Source organism: Bacillus sp. NEAU-Y102 (genome assembly GCF_054788175.1).
The window spans coordinates 15179-37943 of record NZ_JBTWFK010000016.1 but is presented as its reverse complement, the minus strand read 5'-3'; the positions used below and the strand labels follow the sequence as shown (position 1 = coordinate 37943).

The window sequence follows — 22765 nt, the reverse complement described above, 5'->3', positions numbered from 1 at the left end:
TTATTTTTCTATCTGTATCTATTATGCAAAAAATATGACAAATTTACTATCGAATTAACTTACGTAAACCTTACAATGTTGTAAGGTTTAAAAAAGGATCCTCATCTTTATTCAGATGAGGATTATTAAAAATTAGTTGGTTTTTCATTCTTCATTACAAACAGAAAGTAATACATTGAGACTTTCTAGTTATACTATATGAAAATTACTATCTTTTAACTATCGAATTACATTACAGAAGGCTTACATGTTTGTAAGTTATGTGTAATGTAATTCGATAGTTCCCCTTACTTATATTTCGTACAATAACGTTAGAAAGTAAGCCAAATAAGAAGAACACTCACATAACCAAATTACATTGCTAGTAGCTACTCTTCTTATACCTTTCACCTATGCTACTACAATGTACCCCCTTCCCCTTTATATAATAAAAAAGCCTTAGTCTATATGTACTAAGGCTTTTTTATTAATCTCAAAAATACCCTTACCCAGTATTTTTATTTTCGACAAAAAATAGCTGGGGGTATATTTTACTATCTCATCGTTAAAAGTTTGCTCTTCGCATTTATAGGAATATTTGCAACCTCAATCTCTTCAATCGATTCACCGTAACGTCCTTTTGCAAAAACCTTTAATGCTTCATCTCTCTTTAACATATGCTTAACCGTTTTCTTTATTTTCTGCTCTCTACCACGTTCATCGAATGCAATAAATTCATATTCATACCACTCATCACCAATATGCTGACCAATTGTATTCACAACCGTATAGTATTCTTTCGTCTTATAAAATGGATTATATTTATCGATAACCGGTCCAAGTTTCGTAGGCAGTAACATTACTACTATTACTATCATCGCTATTATAGTAGTGATCATTTTTTTCTTCATAATAAACATTCCTCCTCTGCAGGATATATATACATCCATTTTAAAAAGGGGGAATAAAATCTACTATTGAATCTCATTACATTACACTTACATTTTTGTAAGAATTAAAAAAGGGGAACGAATTTACTCGTTCACCTTTTAGCTTGCTTTAAAGCCACCGCCAAGTACATCACGTACATCATGTATAACAACGAAAGCATCTTCATCTACCCGGCTAATAACTTGTTTTAACTTAACAAGCTCTTGTTTATTAATAACAACATATAAAACTTCTTTATTTTTACCAGTATATCCGCCGCGCCCTTCTAATACAGTAACACCGCGTGTCATATTTTTCGTAATAGCCTCACGAATTAAATCTGGTTGATTCGAAATAATCGTAACAGCCGTTTTTGTATCCATTCCTTCTACAATGAAATCAATCACCTTCGCTCCGATGAACACAGCTACAAGTGTATACATTGCCTTTTCTTGCCCTATTATAAATACAGAACCAGCAATTACAACAATATCAATAATTAGTACGCCTTTACCTACGCTCCAACCTAAATATTGATTTGCTAACTGAGCTAAGATTGCTGATCCTCCCGATGTACCTCCGGCTTTGAACATACAGCCTAATCCAATACCAACAAATAAGCCAGCAAATAAAGCTGCTAATAATGTATCACTATTTACATGATATTCAATATGTTCTGTAACGTATAAAAACAAAGATGTTTCTACAATCCCTAAAATTGTATAAATCATTGTTTTCTTATCAAAAAATTTATAACCAACAGCTAGTAAAATTGCATTTATAGCAAAGTTCACAATTCCTGGTGACCAATCAAATAAGTAGTACGTAACAACCGTTAAACCAATAATTCCACCTTCCGATAAACGGTTTGGAATTGCAAAGTAATTAATACCAATTGCGAATAATAATGAACCAATTGTAATTAGTGTTATTTCCTTTATACGTTGATTAACCATAGTTCATACCCTCCCCCCATTTGACATTGTATCACTATCTCCTAGAGGTTTAGAAGTGGTTTTTATTCCGCATTTTCCCTCTTAAAAATTGAAATATTATGTTTAAACAGAGGGGTGATTAATTATTCATATTTGCTCTAACTGCACGAACAAATTGCTCCACATTCCCTTTCTGAATATACTTAGCGCGAATGGTTTCATGATTACAAGTAAATTCAAAATACGGATGAAAATCTATGCTATCTATATGCAAATATGAATACTCTTTAAATGTTGAAGAATAGTACGGAAATTTCCCGTGAAAAAGGAGACGTCTAGTAGTGGCAACAAAAACCCCATGTTGATACGATAATATAAAATTATCCTTCTCAAATATCCCTACCACAAAAGCCAAAATCTTTTCATCATCATCTACATACTTTTTCATACTCGATAAAAGTTCATTCATGCATATTCCTCCAAATTCTATTCACTGCATTAACACTTGAAAAGAATCCATGGATTATTACAGACCGGTTTAACTCCTTTATAAAGTATGAAACGCGTTTCCTGTCAAAGATATTCCAAAAAAATAATCCGTTATGCGATTATACACATAACGGATTAAGATTAAACTGTAGAGCGTTCCACAAGTTCGTATGGAATTTCCAGCTTTTCTTGTTCAGAACTTTCGTCATTCACTTTTCTATGCAACATTTCAAAAGCAGTTTTCCCTATCTCCTTTAAATTTTGATCAATAGTTGTCAATTGTAACACTTGCGAGATAGGTTGATTATCAAAGCCAATAATCGCTAAATCCTCAGGAACTTGAATCCCTAATTTTTCAACCTCTGTCATAACCCCAATCGCAACTTCATCACCTGCTACTATTAATGCTTCAGGAAGATCCTGCATCTCTTTTAACTTATGAGCCACTTTTACACCATCTTCTAGTGTAAAACATTCTGTAAAAATCCATTCTTCATTAACCTCTTCGTCTATAGATTGCAATTGCTGTTTATAAACATCAAAACGCTTTTGACTACTCGGCCCTAATTTTCTTCCCGTACAATAACCAATTTTTTTATAACCTTTCTCAATCAAATAATCCATTCCTAATTGAAAGGCCGCTGAATGATTCGTATATACACTTGAGATGTTTGAAATATCATTGTCTTCACAAGCAATTATTGCGCCGTAAGAAGCATACGGTTCTATCGTTTCCCAATCATTTGCACGTGAACAAATAATAAGACCATCCAATTGTTTTGTTTTTAACATATGTAAACTTTTCATTTCTTCTTTTTTATTATAATTCGTTTGGCAAAGTAGCACCCTGTAATTATGCGCTAACGCAGTCTCCATCATTCCGCTCACCATCGCATCAAAACACGGATGATTAATATACGGTAAAATCACACCAACAATATTCGTTTTTCCTTTTGATAAATGAACAGCATTTGCGTTTTGCGAGTAATTCAATTTCTCAACTATCTCTATAACCGCTTTTCTTTTTTCTTCACTTACATATGGGTGATCATTCAACACTCTCGAAACAGTCGTAACTGAAACTCCCGCCATCTTTGCAATATCTTTAATATTAGCCATACACTCACCTCTACCTTTAACTTAATGAATCTCATGAACATATGTCAAATCTTCTTATCATTACACCTTCATTCGTTTCTCTTACAAAAGTGTAATTTTTCTGTAAGCTAATTCGATAGTGACTTTCCGCAACATTTCATACAATTGAGTCAGAAACAGGGTAACAACTATTCGAAAAGGAGCGGATTAATATGATGAACAAAATGAAAAAAAACAATTTCTTACATACAATGGGCATGGTATTTTCCGCTCTTATCGACGCAAAAGCTGTTGCTTCTACATTAAACAAGTAAGGAGAATGTATTATGAATAACATCACTTTTAACAAATTAGATTTTTTAGGACTAGCTAGTGGCTCGCTTCTTCTTACTGCTTTTATTTACGCTGCTACGCTTGTATAACTTTGTGTCCCCTTTCCCCTTTATTATAAATAGTAATAGAAAAGACGACCGTCTATGCCCGGTCGTCTTTTCTTATTTTTGATTTGATTGCAAAGCTTCTTTTAACTCCTCAAACTTCTCATTTAATTGATCTGTCATCATTTTCATAGCGGTTTTTCGATCTATTTGTTCTCCAGCCTCAATTTGAATTGGATCTCCAAAAATCAATTGTGCCTTTTTCCCCTTTATTAATTCTTTTACACTTGATGGACCAACATAAGCTGCTGGTACTAACGGAACATTAGAACGCATCGCAATTGTCACAGCACCCGCTTTTAATGAAACATCTTCCGCTGATCTCGTTCCACTCGGAAAAATCCCTACTACCTTTCCTTCTTTTAATAAACGTGATGGAATTTTAAGTGTACTTGGTCCTGGGTTCGCACGATCTACAGGGAATGCATTTACATTTTTAAAGAACCAATTTTTGAATTTCCCTTCAAATAATTCTTTTTTGGCCATGTAATGAATTTGAGTTGGATACATCCCTGTAGCTAACATTAATACATCCATAAAACTTGTATGTGTACATGCAACAACATACGGTCCACCTTCTGGTAGCTTTTCTCTTCCTTGTACTTCTACTTTTCCAGCTGTTTTAAATATATATTTCAACAAAAATGTAATTGGTTTATACATTTGTTTCGTTCCTTTCTAAACATCCGAAGTATAATCATATTCTTATAACGATTATAACACTAAGTTTTAGGAGTTGGTAATAAAATTAAGTATGAATTGTTAAATTTCAATTCTTACAAAAGTGTAATTTTCTTGTAAGCTAATTCGATAGTTACTTCTTACTATATTTCATACAATTAAGTCAGAAACAGGGCAACAATTATTCGAAAAGAAGTGGATTAATATGATGAACAAAATGAAAACGAACAATCTCTTAAATACATTGGGCATGGTATTATCAGCTCTTTTCGATGCAAAAGCTGTTTCTTCTACATTAAACAAGTAAGGAGAATGTATTATGAATAACAGTACTTTTAACAAATTAGATTTTTTAGGATTAGCTAGCGGCTCTCTTCTTCTTACTGCTTTCATTTACGCTGCTACGCTTGTATAACTTTGTGTCCCCTTTCCCCTTTATATAGAAAAAGACGACCGTCTATGCCCGGTCGTCTTTTTAATTTTTTCTTTCTTTCAACTCTTTTAAAAGCTGTATCAGCTCAGCTTGTTGTTTTATCTTTTTACGACCATTTCGATTAATTGCTGCAAGCTCACAGGCAACTCCGACGGCGAAGAAAAACAATAAACTTTCTAACATGTGAAATCCTCCATTTGCCTATTAAACAGCTTGACGTAATTGTTCTTCTTGTAAAACTCTCTTATTTATATTTTCTTCTTTTCTCTGGCAAACGTTATTGCGAATAAGTGCTGCAATAACAAGTACAGTCCCTATAATATCAAACATTGTAATCTGATACCCTTGCATCATCATAATAACTAAAGTCGTAATTGGTACAAAATTAATAAATAAAATCCCATTAATGGACGATAAAATTTTCACACCATAGTTCCAAGCAAGTAACGCTACGATACCTGGTAACGTCATCATAAACAATAAATCATATTTCACGATAGAAATCGTTCCCATACTCGGAACCGATACGTAACCAAACGATGTAATGATTACAGTTATAATCCCTGTAACAGTCGTACCGAATACACACGTCAACGTAGAATAACGTAATGTTGACCAATCACTACACGTTTGACCACCCATCGTATAAATAACCCAGCCTACAACACCAATAAATATAAATGCTAATGGGAACATATTATCTTTCAATGTTACAAAGAAACTTATGTCACCTTTTGTAATAACAAACACAGCTCCTACAAAAGCAATAACCATACTCGTTATCATATACTTCTTCGGTTTTATATGCTTATATCCCCATAAAATACAAATAGAAATCATCGGCATAAGTGATTCCATAATGGAAGCTACCATTACACCCGACTTACCCATTAACATTTGCCCTAAAAATATGAGGACATTATATACTGTAAATGCCATCGTTCCAAAAAAGACGAGTAACTTTCCTCTTCCCTCTAAACGAAATGCCTGTTTTCCTTCTTTCATTAACAACAATACAATCAGCATTATCGCCACTGCTCCATAACGAATAAGCGAAAAATAAAATGGATCTATGTATTCTAGCGCATGATCAGCAACTGGAAACATCGCTCCCCATGACATACTCGCAATTAAACACGCTAAAGCCCCTATTATCATTTGACCTCTTCTCACCGCAATCCCCCGTTTCTTTCTATTTGCACAAAGAGAATTGTAAAAGAAAAAATATATCACGTAAAATGATTCAAAATGATGTTAACTATCATTTATAATGATAGTTAACATCAAGGGGGATTACAAAATGGAATTAAGAGACTTACAAATCTTTAAAAGCGTTGCCGACCAGGGTAGTGTAAGTAACGCAGCAAAGGAATTAAATTATGTACAATCAAATGTAACTGCACGTATTAAACAACTAGAAAACGAATTAAAAACCCCGCTCTTTTACCGCCATAAACGAGGGATGACTTTAACAGCTGAAGGAAGAAAAATGCTCGTTTATGTTAATAAAATTTTGCAAGATGTCGACGAACTAAAACAAGTATTTTTAGATAGTGAAACACCCTCCGGTATATTAAAAATCGGTACAGTAGAAACAGTAAGTACATTACCTACCATTTTATCTTCTTACTATAAAAGCTATCCGAATGTCGATTTATCATTACAAGCGGGTCTAACAGAAGAATTAATTAGAGAAGTACTTGATCATCAATTAGATGGCGCCTTTATATCAGGTCCTATTAAACATCCACTCATCGAACAATACGATGTTAGTACAGAGAAATTAATGCTTATAACACAAAATAAAGCCTTTCATATAGAAGAATTTACAACAACACCTCTACTCGTTTTTAACCAAGGATGTGGATACCGTTCCAAATTAGAACGATGGCTGAAAGACGAAGGTTTGCTACCAAAAAGAATTATGGAATTCAATATATTAGAGACAATATTAAACAGCGTTGCACTTGGCCTCGGAATTACACTCGTACCACAGTCTGCTGTCCATCATCTTTCTAAAGCAGGTAAGGTACATTGTCATGCAATCCCTGAAAAATACGGCAGTATTTCAACGGTTTTCATACGCCGCAAAGATAGCTATATGACGAATTCAATGCGTAGTTTTTTAAAAACAATTGAAGAACATCATCATATTAATATGCTGTGAAAGACATTCTTACATGAATGTCTTTTTTTCTTACAAAAGTGTAAGTCTTTCGTAAGCTAATTCGATAGTTGCAAGTGGACATATTTCCTATAATTAAGACATAAGCAGGGCAACAACAATTCGAAAAGGAGCGGATACGCATGATGAACAATATGAAATCAAATAAATTTTTACATACAATGGGCATGGTGCTATCCGCACTTATCGATGCAAAAGCTGTTGCAACTACATTAAACAAATAAGGAGAGATTATAATGAACAACATTACTTTCAAAAAATAAGACTTTACCCCGCATTAACGGGCAGTAAGACTCCCACTTCAAAATTCAGCGAAATCAAAGAAGTTAGGTTTAGGATCAACTGCCCGTAAAAGCCCGATTGGTTCAACTAATAATCAGCGAGGGATACCCCGCCCTCACTGATTAAAGTTTCATTTTATCGGACTTGCAAGTGGAGCTACTCTTCTTACAGCTTTCATTTACACACTTGCTCAAGGTCTTATTTAATACTTTGTTTCCCCAAACCCCTTTATATATAGAAAAAGCTGTTCGTCTTATAGACAAGCAGCTTTTTAGTTTGTTTCATATATAATTTGACCTGTTTTCTTAATATCATATCCGCCAATCGCATTTAATTCATTATAAAATCCTTCCGATTGCAGAATATCTTTCACGACTTCAACCAGCTCTTCATTTTCTTTATTCTTCAAAATTACTAAATCATACTGTTCTTTCATGATTGGAATAAAGTCCACATTTACAATTTGCGAAAACTTTTCTGAACCTACTCCTACATCAGCTTTTCCATTTGCAACTTGCGTGGCAACACCAAGATGATTCGATTCTTCCCATTCATATCCACTAATATCGGATTTATTTAATTTTTGGATTCGTAATTGTTCATCCACTAACACTCTAATACCAGAACCCTTTTCTCGATTTACAAACTTTATAGTGGATCCGGATATGTCAGCCCATGTCTTTATTTTCTTCGGATTTCCTTTTTGGACATAAAACCCTACATTTCTGGACAATAAATTAATCATAATACATGGTTGACCTACTAAAATGCGTTTTACGTAAGGAACATTATATGTACCCGTTTCACCATCAAACAAATGCAAACTAACGATACTTCCTTCTCCTTGATACATTTTCACTAAACTTGTTAAGCTACCTTGATACGCTCTTAAAACATTAGAACTTGGCAAACGATTTTCTATACGTTTAGCTAACATATCTAACGTTAGTTCTTGACCACTAATAATACACATGTTCAAGATACTACTACCATCGTTTTTCACAGGAGTAACTTGTACCTTTCCTGTTTTCATTTGTTTTATATATTGATCTAAATCCACTGCATCAATGCGCATCTGTCTACCAACTCTATAAGAAGGAAGTTCTCCTTTTTTAATTAAGTCGTATACAGTTAATTTTGATACCTTTAATCGCTTTGCTACTTCTTCCGTTGTGTAGGAATGATGATCCATAGACGATTCCTCACTTTCTCCTTTCATTGTAACAAAGAAAAGAATATTTCTCCTATTTTTTAAAAATAGATATATGTTCAAATTATATTCAATTATAACTAGTTATATTTAGTTATACTTAGTTATAATTAGTTATATCAAAACGAAAGGGGATTTTTTTATGAATAAATTTACATTACGTTCTATTGGGGCACTTATACTTTCTTTCCTTCTTATATTTAGTGCTGCTTGTACAAGTGGGGAAAAGAATACAAAGTCAGCTGCTAAAGAAGATAAAACAGTTGAACTGACTATCTCAGCTGCTGCAAGCTTACAAGATGCATTAAAAGAAATTGAAAAACAATATAAAGAAAAAGAGCCAAATATCAAACTTTCTTTTAACTTCGGTGCTTCTGGAGCACTTCAACAACAAATTGAACAAGGTGCACCTGCTGATTTATTCTTCTCTGCAGCAGAAGATAAATTCCAAACCCTTGTAAAGAAAGGATTCATTAATGAAAAAGAAGGGAAAAATCTTCTTGGAAATGAACTAGTTCTAGTCATCCCTAAAGATAGTTCTCTTACAAAATTTCAAGATTTAAAAGATGAGAAAATCAAAAAAATTGCACTTGGTACACCTGAATCTGTACCTGCTGGAAAATATGCAAAGGCTTCTCTAACACACGAAAACCTTTGGAATGATGTTCAAAATAAAGTCGTATTTACAAAAGATGTTCGCCAAGTGTTAACATATGTAGAAACAGGGAATATCGATGCTGGTATCGTATACAAAACAGATGCTCTCATTTCAGATAAAGTAAAGATTGGTGAAACAGCAGCAGCTACTTCTCATGAGCCAATCCACTATCCTTTAGGTGTTATAAAGGAATCTAAACATAAGAAAGAGGCGACTTCATTTTATGAGTATTTGCAGTCAAAAGATGCACAATCTATCTTTAAGAAATATGGATTTACAGTCCTGTCGTAATTACTATGAGCATTGATGCTATTATATCGCCTGTCTTTCTATCTTTAAGAGTAGCTGCGTGTGCCACTATTCTCGTTACAATTTTAGGGACGATTGTCGGGCGAGCACTAGCTCGCTCCTCATGGCGATATAAAGTACTATTAGAAACCATATTTTTATTACCAATGGTACTTCCACCAACTGTTATCGGCTTCTTTCTCATTATCATCTTTGGAAACAACAGCCCGATCGGAAGGTGGGTTGAATCATTATTTCAGCAGTCTATTATGTTCACATCTACCGCTGCGATCATCGCTTCTACAGTTGTTGCATTTCCGCTTATGTACCAATCAGCGAAAACGGGATTTTCTATCGCAAATGTACAAATTGAAGAAAGTGCTCGTGACCTTGGCGCAAGTGAATATCAAGTTTTTCTGCACGTTACACTTCCGCTCGCATTTCCTGCATTACTAAGCGGGATGATTTTGAGCTTTGTCCGCGCGCTCGGTGAGTTTGGTGCTACACTCATGTTTGCCGGGAACATTCCTGGTAAAACACAGACAATCCCAACTGCAATTTACATGGCCATTGACGCAAGTAATATGCAACTCGCCTGGACACTTGTGGTTATCACTATTAGTATGTCACTCCTATTTCTGCTATGTATTCAGCTTATTAACAAAAGAATTACTAACCTTTAAAGCAGCTTTTTTGGAAGCTGCTTATTTATTTCTTAGGAAATAAATAAGTCGTTGGGAAATAACTGAATTTTACCTCTTATTGAAATATACATTTTATTTGAATTCACTTTCTAAAATAGGCAATTTCCTGTTATTATATGGAGGTGTTTCAAAAAATGAAGAAATGAAAACGCATTTATATCGTGAATTCTTCATCCTGTTTTAGCGATCGGTAATCTTCTACTCTATTAGTGGGGCATTACCGATCGTTAGAACGATATGTAATTATATTGGTATAGGAAACCGAAGGGAGTCTTGTAATGGACATTTTATTAGCGCTTCTTCCTGCAATTGCATGGGGAAACATCTTATTAGTAAGCGTAAAAATGGGCGGTGGTGCATATAGCCAAACGGTAGGTATGACAATCGGTGCTCTATTCTTCGCAACAATTATGTATGTATTTACTCAACCAGCTTTAACAATGACAGTCTTAATTGTTGGTTTTATTTCAGGTTTATTCTGGGCTTTAGGACAAGTAAACCAATTAAAAACAGTTGAAAAACTAGGTGTTTCAACTACCGTAACAATTTCTACTGGTATGCAACTTGTTGCAACTTCTATCTTTGGGGTTATCGCTTTCCGTGAATGGACTACTACGACAACAATTGTTCTGGGAACGATTGCAATCCTATTAATCGTAGTTGGTGTTGTATTCACATCACTAGATGATAAAGAAAATGCTCAGCCACCAGGACAATTGAAAAAAGGACTTCTTACTTTAATTGTTTCTACTTTCGGCTATCTTGTATATGTAATTATTATTCGTTGGTATAATATCGATGGTTGGTCTGCTATTTTACCACAAGCAGTTGGTATGTTTGTTGGTGCGGTTGTACTGACGTCTAAACATAAACCATTTAACAAATATGCAATTCGTAATGCTTTATCCGGTTTACTATGGGGAACGGGAAACTTATTCTTACTTCTTTCATTACCACGTGTCGGAGTAGCAACAAGCTTCCCATTATCTCAAACTGGAATCGTTATCTCAACATTCGGTGCAATTGTCTTCTTAGGTGAAAAGAAAACAAAACGTCAATTGATCTTTATTGCACTAGGCAGTGTTTTAATTATCGGCGGTGCTGTATTACTTGGTATGACAAAAGCATAATCTTATATTCTATTAGTAAACCCCTGAAGCATATATGCTTCAGGGGTTTTTCCATTCTAATTATTTTCTAGATATAATTATTTGTATGTTCTTGCCCCTTATAATTGCTCTTCCACTCTAGCAAACCAGCTACACATATAAAGAGATTAATAACAGCTAATATTAGTATGACGTAGAAACCAGTATAAGTAATAGCCCTTTCCTTTACCATGAATTTCCGCCTTCTCATTATCCATTCCATCTACGGTAAGTCTTTTCTTTTTACAAAATTCTCTTAAAGATGATATCGTTTTTATAACATATCTCTACTAGAAAGGAATAAAGGATATGCTAACTAAACATCGAATTTTATTTATTGGTGCCGGTCGTATGGCCGAAGCTATATTTTCCGGATTACTTAAAACAAGCAAAGAGTACATCGAAGAAATTATCGTCTCTAACCGAAGCAACGCAGAAAAACTAAAACAGTTACAACATCGATATAATGTGTCTACTGCAACAGATTGGAAGCAGCATGTTACATCTGTCGATACGGTTGTTTTAGCAATGCCACCTTCTGCTCATGAAGAGTTATTAGCTGAGCTATCTCCGTTAATATCAAATCAACTTGTCGTAACAGTAGCAGCTGGCGTTGGACCATCTTATTTAGAAGCTAGACTCCCAAAAGGCACGCCTGTTGCTTGGATTATGCCTAATACAGCTGCTGAAATTGGAAAGTCTATCTCCTTATATACAATGGGACAATCAGTAACCGAGATGCATCAAGAAACCCTGCAACTGCTTTTAAGAGGTATTGGTACTTCGCAACTTTGTACTGAGGAAGAAGTTCATCAGCTTACTGCAGTTACTGGAAGTGCACCAGCCTTCCTTTATTACTTTGCTGAAAGCTTAATTGAAGCAACAAAAAGTTATGGAGTCGATGAAGAAACCGCAAAACATCTTGTCATTCAAATGATTTCTGGCTCTGCTTCTATGCTCGAACAAACGCAAGATCCAGCTAACCTCCGCGAACAAGTAACAACGCCAGGTGGTTCCACAGCTGAGGGTCTCAAAACTTTATACGAATATAATTTTTCAGAGGCAATTCAAAAAGCAGTAGAAGCAACAAACAAAAAAGCTAGGGGGAAATAATATGACTTTAACAAGTTTAAAGGACTATACAACATTACATAACGGTGTAAAAATGCCTTGGTTTGGTTTAGGTGTTTTTAAAGTAGAAGATGGTTCAGAAGTAATTGATTCTGTAAAAGCAGCAATTAAAAATGGCTACCGCAGCATCGATACTGCAGCAATCTATCAAAATGAAGAAGGCGTTGGACAAGCGATTCGTGAATCCGGTGTTTCACGTGAAGAATTATTTATTACCTCAAAAGTATGGAATAGCGATCAAGGATATGAAACAACACTTCAAGCATTTGAAACTACATTAGAGAAATTAGGTCTAGAATATTTAGATTTATATTTAGTACATTGGCCTGTAAAAGGGAAATATAACGAATCATGGAAAGCATTAGAAAAGCTTTATAAAGATGGCCGTGTTCGCGCTATCGGTGTGAGTAATTTCCACATTCACCACTTACAAGACGTATTTGAAATTGCTGAAATTAAGCCAATGGTCAACCAAGTGGAATACCACCCACGTTTAGCACAAGAAGAGTTACACGCTTTCTGTAAAGAACATAATATCCAGCTTGAAGCTTGGTCACCATTAATGCAAGGACAACTACTAGATAATCCAACGTTACAAGAAATTGCGACAAAATATAATAAATCAACTGCGCAAATTATTTTACGCTGGGATTTACAAAACGAAGTTGTAACAATCCCTAAATCAATTAAAGAACATCGCATTATTGAAAATGCAAACATCTTCGACTTTGAATTAAGTGCTGATGATATGAAAGCAATTCAAGCTTTAAATGAAGATCGTCGCGTTGGTCCAGATCCAGATAACTTTAACTTCTAAGCGAAAAACCACTGCCATATGCAGTGGTTTTTTCATTTAATATAACTGAAAATTTAAACTATACTCCATTTGGTTGACACTTCATTGTTCAAGGTGTAAGATTTTGAATTATCAAAGAAACACAAAAATTAATAAAATTTATTCGTTTACTCATTGTATCAAGAGAGGTGGAGGGACTGGCCCTTTGAAACCTCGGCAGCAGGTTCATTTTGAATACTGTGCCACTTCCTGCAAGCTTTATGCTTGAAAGATAGAATGAGGGACTTCGTTTATATACGGGTGCATAACTTGTACGTAAAAATCCCTCTTTCTCAATATGAAAAGAGGGATTTTTTATTTTTCATTTCCCTCATCGTCATCCAAACTTAATTATTTAGGAGGAAAATCAAATGAAAAAGAAGTTTGTACCCGGTATTGCATCAGTTGTAGGAGTAAGTATTTTATTAACTGGTTGCGGTAGTTATAAAAACGAAGCAAGCGGAGCAAATGCAAAAGACGAGGCACCTAGCAAACAGGTTTTAAATTTATCTTCACCTACTGAAATACGAACAATGGATACGGCCCGTGCTACAGATACTGATTCTGGTCAAGTAATGAGAAACGTATTTGAAGGTTTGTATAATCTTGGTGAAGGTAACAAACCTTTCCCTGGCGTTGCAAAATCTCATGAAGTAAGTGGCGATAAAACAAAATACACATTCCACCTGCGAGATTCAAAATGGTCAAACGGCACTCCTGTTACAGCGAAAGATTTTGTGTTCGCTTGGCAGAGAGCCGTAGATCCAGCAACAGCCTCTGAATATGCATTTCTATTCTTTGATATTAAAAATGCAACAAAAATTAACAACAAAGAACTTCCAGCCGACCAACTTGGTGTAAAAGCAGTTGATGACCATACGTTTGAGGTAGAATTGGAGCGTCCTGTTCCGTATTTTATTAGCTTAACAGCGTTCCCAACATTTCTACCAATTAACGAGGAATTCTTTAAAGCACAAGGTGATAAGTACGCTTTAGAAGATCATACAATCTTGTACAATGGAGCTTTTACACTAAGCGATTGGAAGCACGAACAAAGCTTTAAATTCAAGAAAAACCCTACCTATTGGGATAAAGATACTGTCAAACTAGAAGAAATCAATTTTAACGTCGTAAAAGAAAAATCAACAGAAGTAAATTTATTCGAGTCAAAACAATTAGATCGTATAAAACTAACATCTGACTTTGTCGATAAATATAAAAAGGATGCTAACTTTAAAGAACGTCCAAACGTAGGCGTACAATTTTTACGTATGAATCAACAAAACAAAGTGCTTCAAAATGTTTCTGCACGCCAAGCAATTGATCAAACAATTGATAGAAAATCCTTTGTAAATACGTTATTAAATGATGGATCTACACCAACATTTGGTCTCGTTCCAAAAAACTTTGCAAAAGGACCTGAAGGAAAAGACTTCCGTACTGCAAACGGCGATTTAACAAAAGTTGATACAAAATCTGCACAAAAGTTATGGAAAAAAGCTAAACAAGAGCTTGGTTCTGAAAAGATAACATTAGAATTATTAACGAGTGATGCTGACCTTGATAAGAAAACTGGTGAATTCTTAAAAGGGCAACTAGAAAAGAATTTAGATGGATTAACAGTAAATATAAAACCGCAACCGCGTAAGCAACAAGTTTCGCTTTTATTAAAAGGTGACTACGAAATCGGAATTGACGGCTGGAGCCCTGACTTTGCGGATCCAATTACATTCCTTGAGCTATTTACAACGAATAACCCTTATAACTTAGATCATTACTCTAATAAGGAATTCGATGAAACAATAGCAAAAGTGAAAACGACTTTAGCTGGTGATGAAAAAGCTCGCTGGGAAGCATTACTAGAATCCGAGAAAATATTATTTAAAGACTCTGTTATCGCTCCTCTTTACCAAAAAGGCGAATCTTATTTAGAACGTTCTTATGTGAAAGGAATTGTGCAAGTAGACTTTGCGGGTCAATTAAATTTCAAGTGGGCAAAAATTGAAAAATAAAGTAAAACCGTAATAAGTGAGGGTTCTTCATCCCCACTTATTATTAGCCCACACCAATTGTTTTTTTAGCAAAATATATTAAAAGCAGGTTCTCTCACACAAGAGAATCTACTTTTTTAATATATTATTCTAAGAAATTAACATTCTATTTTTATTATTGACATATAGTTCTTTCCAATGTTAATATTCTAAATAATCAAAGAAACAAAATATTTCACCATCAAAATATAATGTCTACTACGTTGAAACATATAACGATAGATTATAGCTCAACATGTATATACATATAGAACACCTGATTACCTATAAACAAATATTTATAATAGGTTTTATCTCCTTCTATAGCTACTTCAAGACATGGACATTATGACGTTACGAACAACACATTTAGGGAGGAACGAACAATGAAGAAAAAAGTTGTACCTGTTGTTGCATCTGTTTTAGGGGCAAGTCTATTACTAACTGCTTGCGGGGGAAATAAAGATAATGCAGGCGGAGCGAAAGCAAACGATAAAGTACCTGATAAACAAGCAATTAACTTATCATTCGCTTCAGAAATTCCAACAATGGATGTTGCAAAAGCAACGGATGGGGAATCCATGAATGTAATGCGCAATGTTTTTGAAGGTTTATATGCAATGGGAGAAGATAATAAACCGATTCCTGGTGTTGCTGAGTCGGTTGACATTAGTCCCGATAAAACAAAATATACATTCCATCTGCGTGATTCAAAATGGTCAAACGGTACTCCTGTTACAGCAAAGGACTTCGTCTTTGCTTGGCAACGTGCCGTAAATCCTGATACAGCAGCTGAATACGCATTCTTATTCTTCGATGTACAGAATGCGAAACAAATAAACCAAAAACAATTACCAATTGATCAACTAGGGGTCAAAGCTGTTGATGACAAAACGTTAGAAGTACAACTAGACCGTCCTGTTCCTTACTTCTTAAGCTTAACGACATTCTCAACATTCTTGCCAATTAATGAAGAGTACTTAAAGTCTCAGGGCGATAAATACGGTTTAGAAACAAATCATTTAATTTACAACGGTGCTTTCACATTAGATAACTGGAAACACGAACAAAGTTTCCAATTGAAGAAAAACCCTAACTATTGGGATGCTAAAACGGTAAAATTAGAAGAAATCAACTTCAATGTCGTTAAAGATAAGTCTACAGAAGTGAACTTATATGATTCAGGACAAATTGATCGCGTTGCTTTAACTGCAGAGTTTGTTGATAAATATAAGAGCGATCCAAACTTCAAGGAACGCGCTGAAGTCGGCATTCAATTCTTACGACTAAATCAGAAAAATGAAACATTAAAAAATCAACATGCACGCCTTGCTATTAACGGCGCAATGAATAAAAAGGCTTATGTAGAAACAATTTTAAATAACGGTGCTATTCCAGCTGAAGGAATGGTTCCTGCGAAATTTGCAAAAAGTCCAGAAGGCAATGACTTCCGTAAAGAAAATGGAAATCTAGTCAAGGATGATGTGAAAACAGCGAAAGAAAACTGGAAAAAAGCAAAACAAGAACTTGGTACTGACAAAGTAACAATCGAACTATTAACAAGTGACAATGCTTTAGCTAAAAAGACTGGTGAATATTTAAAAGGTGAGTTAGAAAAGAACTTAGATGGGTTAACAGTGAATTTAAAACCGCAACCACGTAAACAACAGTTGAAACTACTATTAAGTGGTGACTATGAAATTGGTATTGATGGCTGGGGCCCTGACTTCGCTGATCCAATTACATTCTTAGATTTATTTACAACAGATAGTGCTTATAACTTCGATAAATACTCTAACAAAGAGTACGATGAGCTCATTCATAAAGTGAAAACAGATTTAGCTGGCGATGAAAAAGCACGCTTTGAAGCAATGAAGCAAGCTGAAAAAATTCTATTACAAGACGGCGCTGTCGCTCCTTTATACCAACAAGGTCGTTCTTACTTACAACGCTCTTTCATTAAAGGACTTGTAACGACTGACTTCGGCGGTGAATTTAACTATAAGTGGACAGAAGTTGCAAAATAACAAAAGTAAAAGGTATCCTACGAAGGATACCTTTTACTTTTATACAACTTTAACTACAGAGCTTCCTCTTCCCTTTACCATTCCTTTTATAGCTAAAGTCGTCACTGCTACTAATTGTGTAACCAATACAATAACTAATAATGAAATAATATTTCTCTCTAAACTAACTCCTCCGAATATTATTGTATAATAGCCATTTGCTGCATATGTTGCTTGAAATAATTCACCGATCGTTTGATACGTTTTAGAAAGCATTTCAGTACCTCCTCACAACTTCAATTTACCATATACATACAAATCATTTTTGATTTAAATTGCGGATGAGCCCTTGTGACTGCAGGATAATAATTTATTTTCAACACATACATAATTACATGTTTTTGGGAAAAACTTGTATAGAACGAATTTACATAAGGAGGAATTTATAATGAGAATTCTACTATCAGTTTTATTAGCTCTTATGCTAGTACCTGCATTAACAGGATGTAAAGCCCCTGCAAAAGAAGACACAACTTCTAATAAAAAGACGACTGAAGAAGCAAAAAATGAGGCTCCTGCAGATTTAAAACTAAACTTTAATGAATTTAGTTTAGATGCAGACTATCAAGATACGAAGAAAGACTACGAAGCTGATTATAAGAATGTAGCCGCTGATAAGAAAATGGAAGCAAAGCTTGAAGACCATAAAACAAATGCAAAGTTTACAGGTGACGAGGCTATTACAAAATTAAGCCCACTTCTACAAGAATTAAAATTTGATAAAGATACTCCTGACCAAGAAGTAATCGATCAAGTAGTGAACGTGTTCAAACTTGATAAAGACTACCAAAAATTCGATTTAGAAGTTGTCTTCTCTGATGGAACGAAAAAAGAATATAAAAGAGAAATAAAATAAAGAAGTAGGCGATTGCCTACTTCTTTATTTTTGCATATCTTAAATCTGGTTTAGATCCAACATAATATTGAAGTCCAGATACCGTTTGTTTTTGTAAATAGGAATCCGACGGGAATATAATTGGAATTAATGGTGAATCTGTAAACATAATATCTTCCGCTTTATGCAATAAGTCAAAACGCTTATCTTCATTTTGTTCAACTTCTGCTTCCTTCACTAAAGCATCAAATTCTTTATTATGCCATTTTGCATAATTGTTTGGACCATCACCTGCATATAAATCTAATTTAGTAATTGGATCTAATAAAGAACCGCCCCATCCCATATAAGCCAATTGGAAATCACTTTGCTTATATGTGTCGATGTAACTCTTCCACTCTTTATTTTCTAATTTAATATCTACGCCAAGATTTTTCTTAAACATTTCTTGCATTGCTTCTGCTACTTTTTTATGTTGTGTATCTGTAGTGAATTTTAATGTTACTTCAGGTAATGTAGACCAGCCTTGTTCTTTCATGCCTTCTTCTAATAATTTTTTCGCTTCTGCTGGATCAAATTTAACGTAACCACCTTTTTCTTTACGGAAATCACGCCCACTTTGTGTTTTTGCTCCTTCTGGAACGAATGCATTTGCTTCTTGTGCATTGTTTTTATACAGTTTTTCAACAATAAACTTACGATCAACTGCTAATGAGAATGCTTTACGTACTTTCGCATTTGTGAATGGCTCTTTTTCTACGTTAAACGAATAAATATAAGATGAAAATCCTGCAACACGTTTATATTCTTTATTTCCTTTTTCTTTTTCAATCATTTCTTGCGGTAAACCGCTTAGTAAATCTAATTCTTTTGATTTATATAATTGGTACGCTGTTTTAGAATCTGGAATAATACGAAACTCAATTTCTTTTAATGTTACCTTTTTATCATAGTATTCTTTATTTTTTTGTACTGTAATAGCCTGATTATGCTTCCATTCTTTTAATGTGAATGGCCCGTTCGTAATTAACTCTTTTGGATCTGTTTTTAATTTATTATTATCATCAATCGACTTTTTAGCTAATGGAATAAATAATGTGCTTGCTAATTTCTGTTTAATAGAAGCAACTGGATGTTCAAGAGTTACCTTTAATGTTTGAGGATCAACGACTTGAATACCAACTTGTCCTTCTTCACCTTTTCCAGTATTGTATGCCTCTGCCCCTTTAATAAAATACATTTCTGTTGCATTCATAGAACCCGTTTTCGGATTCAATAATCGCTTCCATGCAAATTCAAAATCATTTGCTGTAATAGCAGAACCATCTGACCATTTAATATCTTTCTTTAAATGAATTGTATACTCAGTTCCATCAGCATTTACTTCTTCTTTCTCTGCTAATTCATTTTGATATTTCCCATCACTATCTTGCGTATATAAGCTTGAGAATAAATGTCCAATTACATAACCTGACGTGCTATCTGTCGCAATAGCGGAATCAAGTGTATATGGATCGCTACCAATATTCGTTACTAATCGATCTCCTTCTCCCTTACCAGCACTCGCCTTTTGCGTCTCTTTCTTACCGCAAGCGACAGAAGTAATTGCTAAAACAGTCATAATGACAAACAGTAAAAACTTCTTCATCCTACATTCTCCTTTAACCTGAAATTTTTGGTGTTGATGCCAATAGTGTTTTTGTATAAGAATGTTGTGGATTACAGAACACTTCGTCCGTATTTCCAAATTCAACAAGTTCTCCTTTATATAAGACAGCCACTTTTTCACATAAATAGTGAACCATCGGCAAATCATGTGCGATAAATAAATATGTATAGCCTTGTTCCTTTTGAATCTTTTGCAGCAGATGTACAATTTGAATTTGCAATGAAACATCTAATGCTGAAATTGGTTCATCAAGAATCAATACTTCTGGCTCACACAATAACGCTCTTGCAATAGCAATTCGTTGACGTTGTCCTCCGCTAAATTCGTGCGGATAGCGATCGATATATCGTCTATCTAATCCCACACGTTCTAGCGCATCACCTGCTACTTTATCCTTTAATCCTTTATCACCTAAACCGAATGAAATATAACCCTCCGTTACGCTATCGCGTACTTTCCAGCGCGGATTTAATGCTGCTGTGGAATCTTGAAAAATGAACTGTACTTTCTGTAAAAAATCTCGCCTATGAGCTGATTTCAGCTTGTGAACGACTTGACCGTTATAATCAATTTCACCAGACGTTGGACTCTCAATCCCTGCTATGAGCTTTCCAAGTGTTGTTTTTCCTGAACCACTTTCACCAATAATGCCAAGTGTTGTTCCTTTCGGAATAGAAAGTGATATGTCTTTTAACGCTGTGATTTCTTTACTTTTACTTCCATACGTTTTCGTTACTTGCTTTATAGTAATTAAATCTGTCGTCATGAGGCATTCACCTTCTCTTTTGATTTCGCTTTATTATGCTCTAGAACATGTTGCCAACAATGTGAACTATGCTCCTTAGAATATGTGGTTCTCTCTGGAAAACGATGAATACATTCTTTTATCGCTACTGGACAACGATTTACAAAAGGACAACCAAAGCTATTTAATGTTTCAATGGAAGGTGTCGTTCCTTCTATAGCACGTAATACCTTTTCGGAATCATCCATATTCGGAATTGCTTGTAATAAACTTTTCGTATATGGATGTTTAGGAGAACCTATTACCTCCTGTATCGTTCCTTTTTCAACAACACGTCCCCCGTACATAACAACTACTCGATCAGCTACTTCACGTACAAGTGCCAAATCATGTGTAATTAATAAAATACTCGTATTTTGTTTTTCTTTTCTTTCTTTTAATAGCCCCATAATTTGTTTCTGAATCGTTACATCTAACGCTGTTGTCGGCTCGTCTGCAATTACAAGCTTTGGGTGACAAGCAAACGCAATTGCTAAACAAATACGCTGCCTCATACCTCCGCTTAATTGATGTGGGTACTGTTCAAAGCGTTTCTCTGCTTCATGTATCCCTAAACCCGTTAACAAGTTAATCGCAATTTCCTTTGCTTCTCTTTTCGATTTTTTCCCATGTTGCAAAACTACTTCTGTAAATTGTTTGCCTACCTTCATCGTTGGGTTTAAAGATGAAAGCGGATCTTGAAATATAAAGGAAATATCTTTTCCGCGAATTTGATTCCATTCTGACTCTTGTAAATTCGTTAATTCATTTGCTTGGAAAGCTATATTCCCATCATCGATATGAATAGATTCTTGATTTAATCCGACAATAGATTGTGCTGTAACACTTTTTCCTGAACCACTTTCTCCTACAAGTGCAACGATTTCACCTTCATTAATAGAAAAGGAAACATGCTTCACAATTGCTTGCTTACTATTCTCTTTTTCAACGGTCAATGTTACGTTTTCTAAAGATAAGAGCTGTGCCATGTTTTTTCTCCTTTCGATTCCGTTTGACGATTTTTGGATCAATCGCATCTTGCAAACCATCACCAATTGCATTAAATGCGAACATAATGAGTGCAATCATGATTGCCGGGAAAAATAGCTGCCACCATTCTCCGCTCAATAATGTCCCGAGTGCATCATTCGTCATCGTCCCCCAACTTGCCGCTGGTGATTGTACTCCAAGTCCTATAAAGCTTAAAAATGATTCTGAAAAAATAGCTGCTGGAATTGTAAATGATAAATTCACGATAATAATCCCTGTTAAATTCGGAATTAAATGCCCATATATAATTTTCATATGTGATGTACCTAATCGCTCTGCTGCAATAACAAACTCTCTTTGTTTTAAAGACAATACTTGTGCTCGAATGAGACGAGCCATTCCAATCCATCCCGTTAATGCAAGAGCGATAATAATGGTGAAAAGACCTGGTTTCATAACAATTAATAGTAAAATAACAATTAATAAATATGGGATGCCGTATAATACTTCAATTCCTCTTATAATCCACTCATCAATTAACGTTCCAAGGCGATTACGCCCTCTCACATATCCACTAAATCCACCAATCAGTACACCAAGCCCTATATCGAGGGCAGCTGCTACTAATCCAACTGTTAGTGAAATCTTCCCACCAGCCCAAGTACGTGCCCAAATATCTCTCCCTAGATCATCTGTTCCAAACCAATGTTCACTACTCGGCGGTAAATTTGTTGCCTCTTTTACTTGTTCACTCGCAGTAAATGAAGTTAAACTTTCGCCAATAAGCGAGAAAAAAATAATTAGCAATAACGTCACTGTTCCTAAAACTGCGATTGGATTCGATATAAACTTACGAAACACTTCTTTCTTTCTGCTAATTGTTTGCTGATTTTTATTTATCGTTAATTCTTTTTTCTCTTCTTTCGTTAATAACTGTTCATTAATCTCATAAGCTCCCATTTAAATAT

At 34.8% G+C, this 22765-nt stretch carries 25 protein-coding genes, 1 pseudogene and 1 riboswitch; of the genes and pseudogenes, 12 read left to right on the top strand and 14 right to left on the bottom strand.

The window, feature by feature from the left end; genetic code table 11:
- Positions 1 to 533: 533 nt before the first annotated feature.
- From ACYFX0_RS28495 to ACYFX0_RS28480, 4 genes are all read right to left on the bottom strand, one after another.
- Positions 534 to 890: a YxeA family protein gene (locus tag ACYFX0_RS28495; protein ID WP_000728422.1), complete on the bottom strand. Its 357-nt coding sequence runs from the start codon at positions 888 to 890 to the stop codon at positions 534 to 536.
- A gap of 138 nt (positions 891 to 1028) precedes the next feature.
- Positions 1029 to 1865 (bottom strand): YitT family protein, encoded by an 837-nt coding sequence (locus ACYFX0_RS28490; RefSeq protein ID WP_000248045.1) that lies wholly within the window; start codon positions 1863 to 1865, stop codon positions 1029 to 1031.
- A 118-nt stretch (positions 1866 to 1983) separates the two neighbouring features.
- Complete coding sequence (locus tag ACYFX0_RS28485; RefSeq protein ID WP_106082479.1) at positions 1984 to 2313, bottom strand: PH domain-containing protein; 330 nt, start codon at positions 2311 to 2313, stop codon at positions 1984 to 1986.
- A 161-nt stretch (positions 2314 to 2474) separates the two neighbouring features.
- The gene (locus tag ACYFX0_RS28480; protein ID WP_001273903.1) at positions 2475 to 3452 is read right to left on the bottom strand and encodes a LacI family DNA-binding transcriptional regulator; all 978 of its coding nucleotides are present in this window, start codon (positions 3450 to 3452) and stop codon (positions 2475 to 2477) included.
- Between the two features lie 305 nt (positions 3453 to 3757).
- On the opposite strand from ACYFX0_RS28480, the gene ACYFX0_RS28475 reads away from it, so the two are divergent.
- Entirely contained in the window at positions 3758 to 3853 is a 96-nt protein-coding gene (locus tag ACYFX0_RS28475; protein ID WP_001060007.1) for a DUF3948 family protein, read from the top strand.
- A gap of 72 nt (positions 3854 to 3925) precedes the next feature.
- Here the strand turns inward: ACYFX0_RS28475 and ACYFX0_RS28470 are convergent, their stop codons facing one another.
- Positions 3926 to 4531 carry a lysophospholipid acyltransferase family protein gene (locus tag ACYFX0_RS28470; protein ID WP_000277778.1) on the bottom strand — a complete coding sequence of 202 codons (606 nt, stop codon included), beginning with the start codon at positions 4529 to 4531 and terminating at the stop codon, positions 3926 to 3928.
- Between the two features lie 337 nt (positions 4532 to 4868).
- Between ACYFX0_RS28470 and ACYFX0_RS28465 the strand changes: the two genes are divergently transcribed.
- The gene (locus ACYFX0_RS28465; protein ID WP_001066117.1) at positions 4869 to 4964 is read left to right on the top strand and encodes a DUF3948 family protein; all 96 of its coding nucleotides are present in this window, start codon (positions 4869 to 4871) and stop codon (positions 4962 to 4964) included.
- 60 nt (positions 4965 to 5024) lie between these two features.
- On the opposite strand, the gene ACYFX0_RS28460 is transcribed toward ACYFX0_RS28465, so the two are convergent.
- Complete coding sequence (locus tag ACYFX0_RS28460) at positions 5025 to 5165, bottom strand: YrzO family protein (protein WP_000894065.1); 141 nt, start codon at positions 5163 to 5165, stop codon at positions 5025 to 5027.
- A 21-nt stretch (positions 5166 to 5186) separates the two neighbouring features.
- The gene (locus ACYFX0_RS28455) at positions 5187 to 6155 is read right to left on the bottom strand and encodes a DMT family transporter (RefSeq protein WP_142399158.1); all 969 of its coding nucleotides are present in this window, start codon (positions 6153 to 6155) and stop codon (positions 5187 to 5189) included.
- A gap of 127 nt (positions 6156 to 6282) precedes the next feature.
- On the opposite strand from ACYFX0_RS28455, the gene ACYFX0_RS28450 reads away from it, so the two are divergent.
- Positions 6283 to 7149 (top strand): LysR family transcriptional regulator, encoded by an 867-nt coding sequence (locus tag ACYFX0_RS28450; protein WP_106082484.1) that lies wholly within the window; start codon positions 6283 to 6285, stop codon positions 7147 to 7149.
- A 425-nt stretch (positions 7150 to 7574) separates the two neighbouring features.
- Positions 7575 to 7655, top strand: a pseudogene (locus ACYFX0_RS28445) (DUF3948 family protein); the annotation flags it as partial.
- Between the two features lie 65 nt (positions 7656 to 7720).
- Here ACYFX0_RS28445 and ACYFX0_RS28440 read toward each other — a convergent pair.
- Positions 7721 to 8641: a substrate-binding domain-containing protein gene (locus ACYFX0_RS28440; protein WP_142399161.1), complete on the bottom strand. Its 921-nt coding sequence runs from the start codon at positions 8639 to 8641 to the stop codon at positions 7721 to 7723.
- A gap of 160 nt (positions 8642 to 8801) precedes the next feature.
- On the opposite strand from ACYFX0_RS28440, the gene modA reads away from it, so the two are divergent.
- From modA to ACYFX0_RS28425, 3 genes are all read left to right on the top strand, one after another.
- A complete protein-coding gene (gene modA, locus ACYFX0_RS28435; protein ID WP_001032237.1) occupies positions 8802 to 9608 on the top strand; it encodes a molybdate ABC transporter substrate-binding protein in 807 nt (268 codons plus the stop codon).
- A 5-nt stretch (positions 9609 to 9613) separates the two neighbouring features.
- Complete coding sequence (gene modB, locus ACYFX0_RS28430; RefSeq protein WP_000020519.1) at positions 9614 to 10288, top strand: molybdate ABC transporter permease subunit; 675 nt, start codon at positions 9614 to 9616, stop codon at positions 10286 to 10288.
- Between the two features lie 299 nt (positions 10289 to 10587).
- Entirely contained in the window at positions 10588 to 11439 is an 852-nt protein-coding gene (locus tag ACYFX0_RS28425; RefSeq protein ID WP_000353549.1) for a GRP family sugar transporter, read from the top strand.
- 67 nt (positions 11440 to 11506) lie between these two features.
- Here the strand turns inward: ACYFX0_RS28425 and ACYFX0_RS28420 are convergent, their stop codons facing one another.
- On the bottom strand, positions 11507 to 11650 hold the full coding sequence (locus ACYFX0_RS28420; RefSeq protein ID WP_000237933.1) for a hypothetical protein: 144 nt from the start codon (positions 11648 to 11650) through the stop codon (positions 11507 to 11509).
- Positions 11651 to 11766: 116 nt separating this feature from the next.
- Here ACYFX0_RS28420 and proC point away from each other — a divergent pair, with 116 nt between their 5' ends.
- From proC to ACYFX0_RS28400, 4 genes are all read left to right on the top strand, one after another.
- A complete protein-coding gene (proC, locus tag ACYFX0_RS28415; RefSeq protein ID WP_106082486.1) occupies positions 11767 to 12570 on the top strand; it encodes a pyrroline-5-carboxylate reductase in 804 nt (267 codons plus the stop codon).
- A gap of 1 nt (position 12571) precedes the next feature.
- The gene (locus ACYFX0_RS28410) at positions 12572 to 13405 is read left to right on the top strand and encodes an aldo/keto reductase (protein ID WP_106082487.1); all 834 of its coding nucleotides are present in this window, start codon (positions 12572 to 12574) and stop codon (positions 13403 to 13405) included.
- 152 nt (positions 13406 to 13557) lie between these two features.
- A riboswitch (SAM riboswitch) is annotated at positions 13558 to 13662 on the top strand.
- Between the two features lie 132 nt (positions 13663 to 13794).
- Positions 13795 to 15435, top strand: coding sequence for a peptide ABC transporter substrate-binding protein (locus tag ACYFX0_RS28405; protein WP_106082488.1), 1641 nt, complete (start codon positions 13795 to 13797; stop codon positions 15433 to 15435).
- A gap of 404 nt (positions 15436 to 15839) precedes the next feature.
- On the top strand, positions 15840 to 17480 hold the full coding sequence (locus tag ACYFX0_RS28400) for a peptide ABC transporter substrate-binding protein (RefSeq protein ID WP_000731063.1): 1641 nt from the start codon (positions 15840 to 15842) through the stop codon (positions 17478 to 17480).
- A gap of 39 nt (positions 17481 to 17519) precedes the next feature.
- On the opposite strand, the gene ACYFX0_RS28395 is transcribed toward ACYFX0_RS28400, so the two are convergent.
- On the bottom strand, positions 17520 to 17735 hold the full coding sequence (locus tag ACYFX0_RS28395; protein ID WP_000949587.1) for a hypothetical protein: 216 nt from the start codon (positions 17733 to 17735) through the stop codon (positions 17520 to 17522).
- A 172-nt stretch (positions 17736 to 17907) separates the two neighbouring features.
- Here ACYFX0_RS28395 and ACYFX0_RS28390 point away from each other — a divergent pair, with 172 nt between their 5' ends.
- Positions 17908 to 18375 carry a YusW family protein gene (locus tag ACYFX0_RS28390; protein ID WP_001221557.1) on the top strand — a complete coding sequence of 156 codons (468 nt, stop codon included), beginning with the start codon at positions 17908 to 17910 and terminating at the stop codon, positions 18373 to 18375.
- Between the two features lie 16 nt (positions 18376 to 18391).
- Here the strand turns inward: ACYFX0_RS28390 and ACYFX0_RS28385 are convergent, their stop codons facing one another.
- From ACYFX0_RS28385 to ACYFX0_RS28370, 4 genes are read right to left on the bottom strand one after another with little or no spacing between them, the layout of a single operon-like run.
- Positions 18392 to 20002, bottom strand: coding sequence for a peptide ABC transporter substrate-binding protein (locus ACYFX0_RS28385; RefSeq protein ID WP_098900061.1), 1611 nt, complete (start codon positions 20000 to 20002; stop codon positions 18392 to 18394).
- A gap of 13 nt (positions 20003 to 20015) precedes the next feature.
- Positions 20016 to 20789: an ABC transporter ATP-binding protein gene (locus ACYFX0_RS28380; protein WP_000205646.1), complete on the bottom strand. Its 774-nt coding sequence runs from the start codon at positions 20787 to 20789 to the stop codon at positions 20016 to 20018.
- Entirely contained in the window at positions 20786 to 21796 is a 1011-nt protein-coding gene (locus tag ACYFX0_RS28375; RefSeq protein WP_106082489.1) for an ABC transporter ATP-binding protein, read from the bottom strand. Before ACYFX0_RS28375 ends, ACYFX0_RS28380 begins: the two co-directional genes overlap by 4 nt.
- The gene (locus ACYFX0_RS28370; protein ID WP_106082490.1) at positions 21753 to 22757 is read right to left on the bottom strand and encodes an ABC transporter permease; all 1005 of its coding nucleotides are present in this window, start codon (positions 22755 to 22757) and stop codon (positions 21753 to 21755) included. The genes ACYFX0_RS28375 and ACYFX0_RS28370 overlap by 44 nt, the downstream gene beginning before the upstream one ends.
- Between the last annotated feature and the right edge of the window lie 8 nt (positions 22758 to 22765).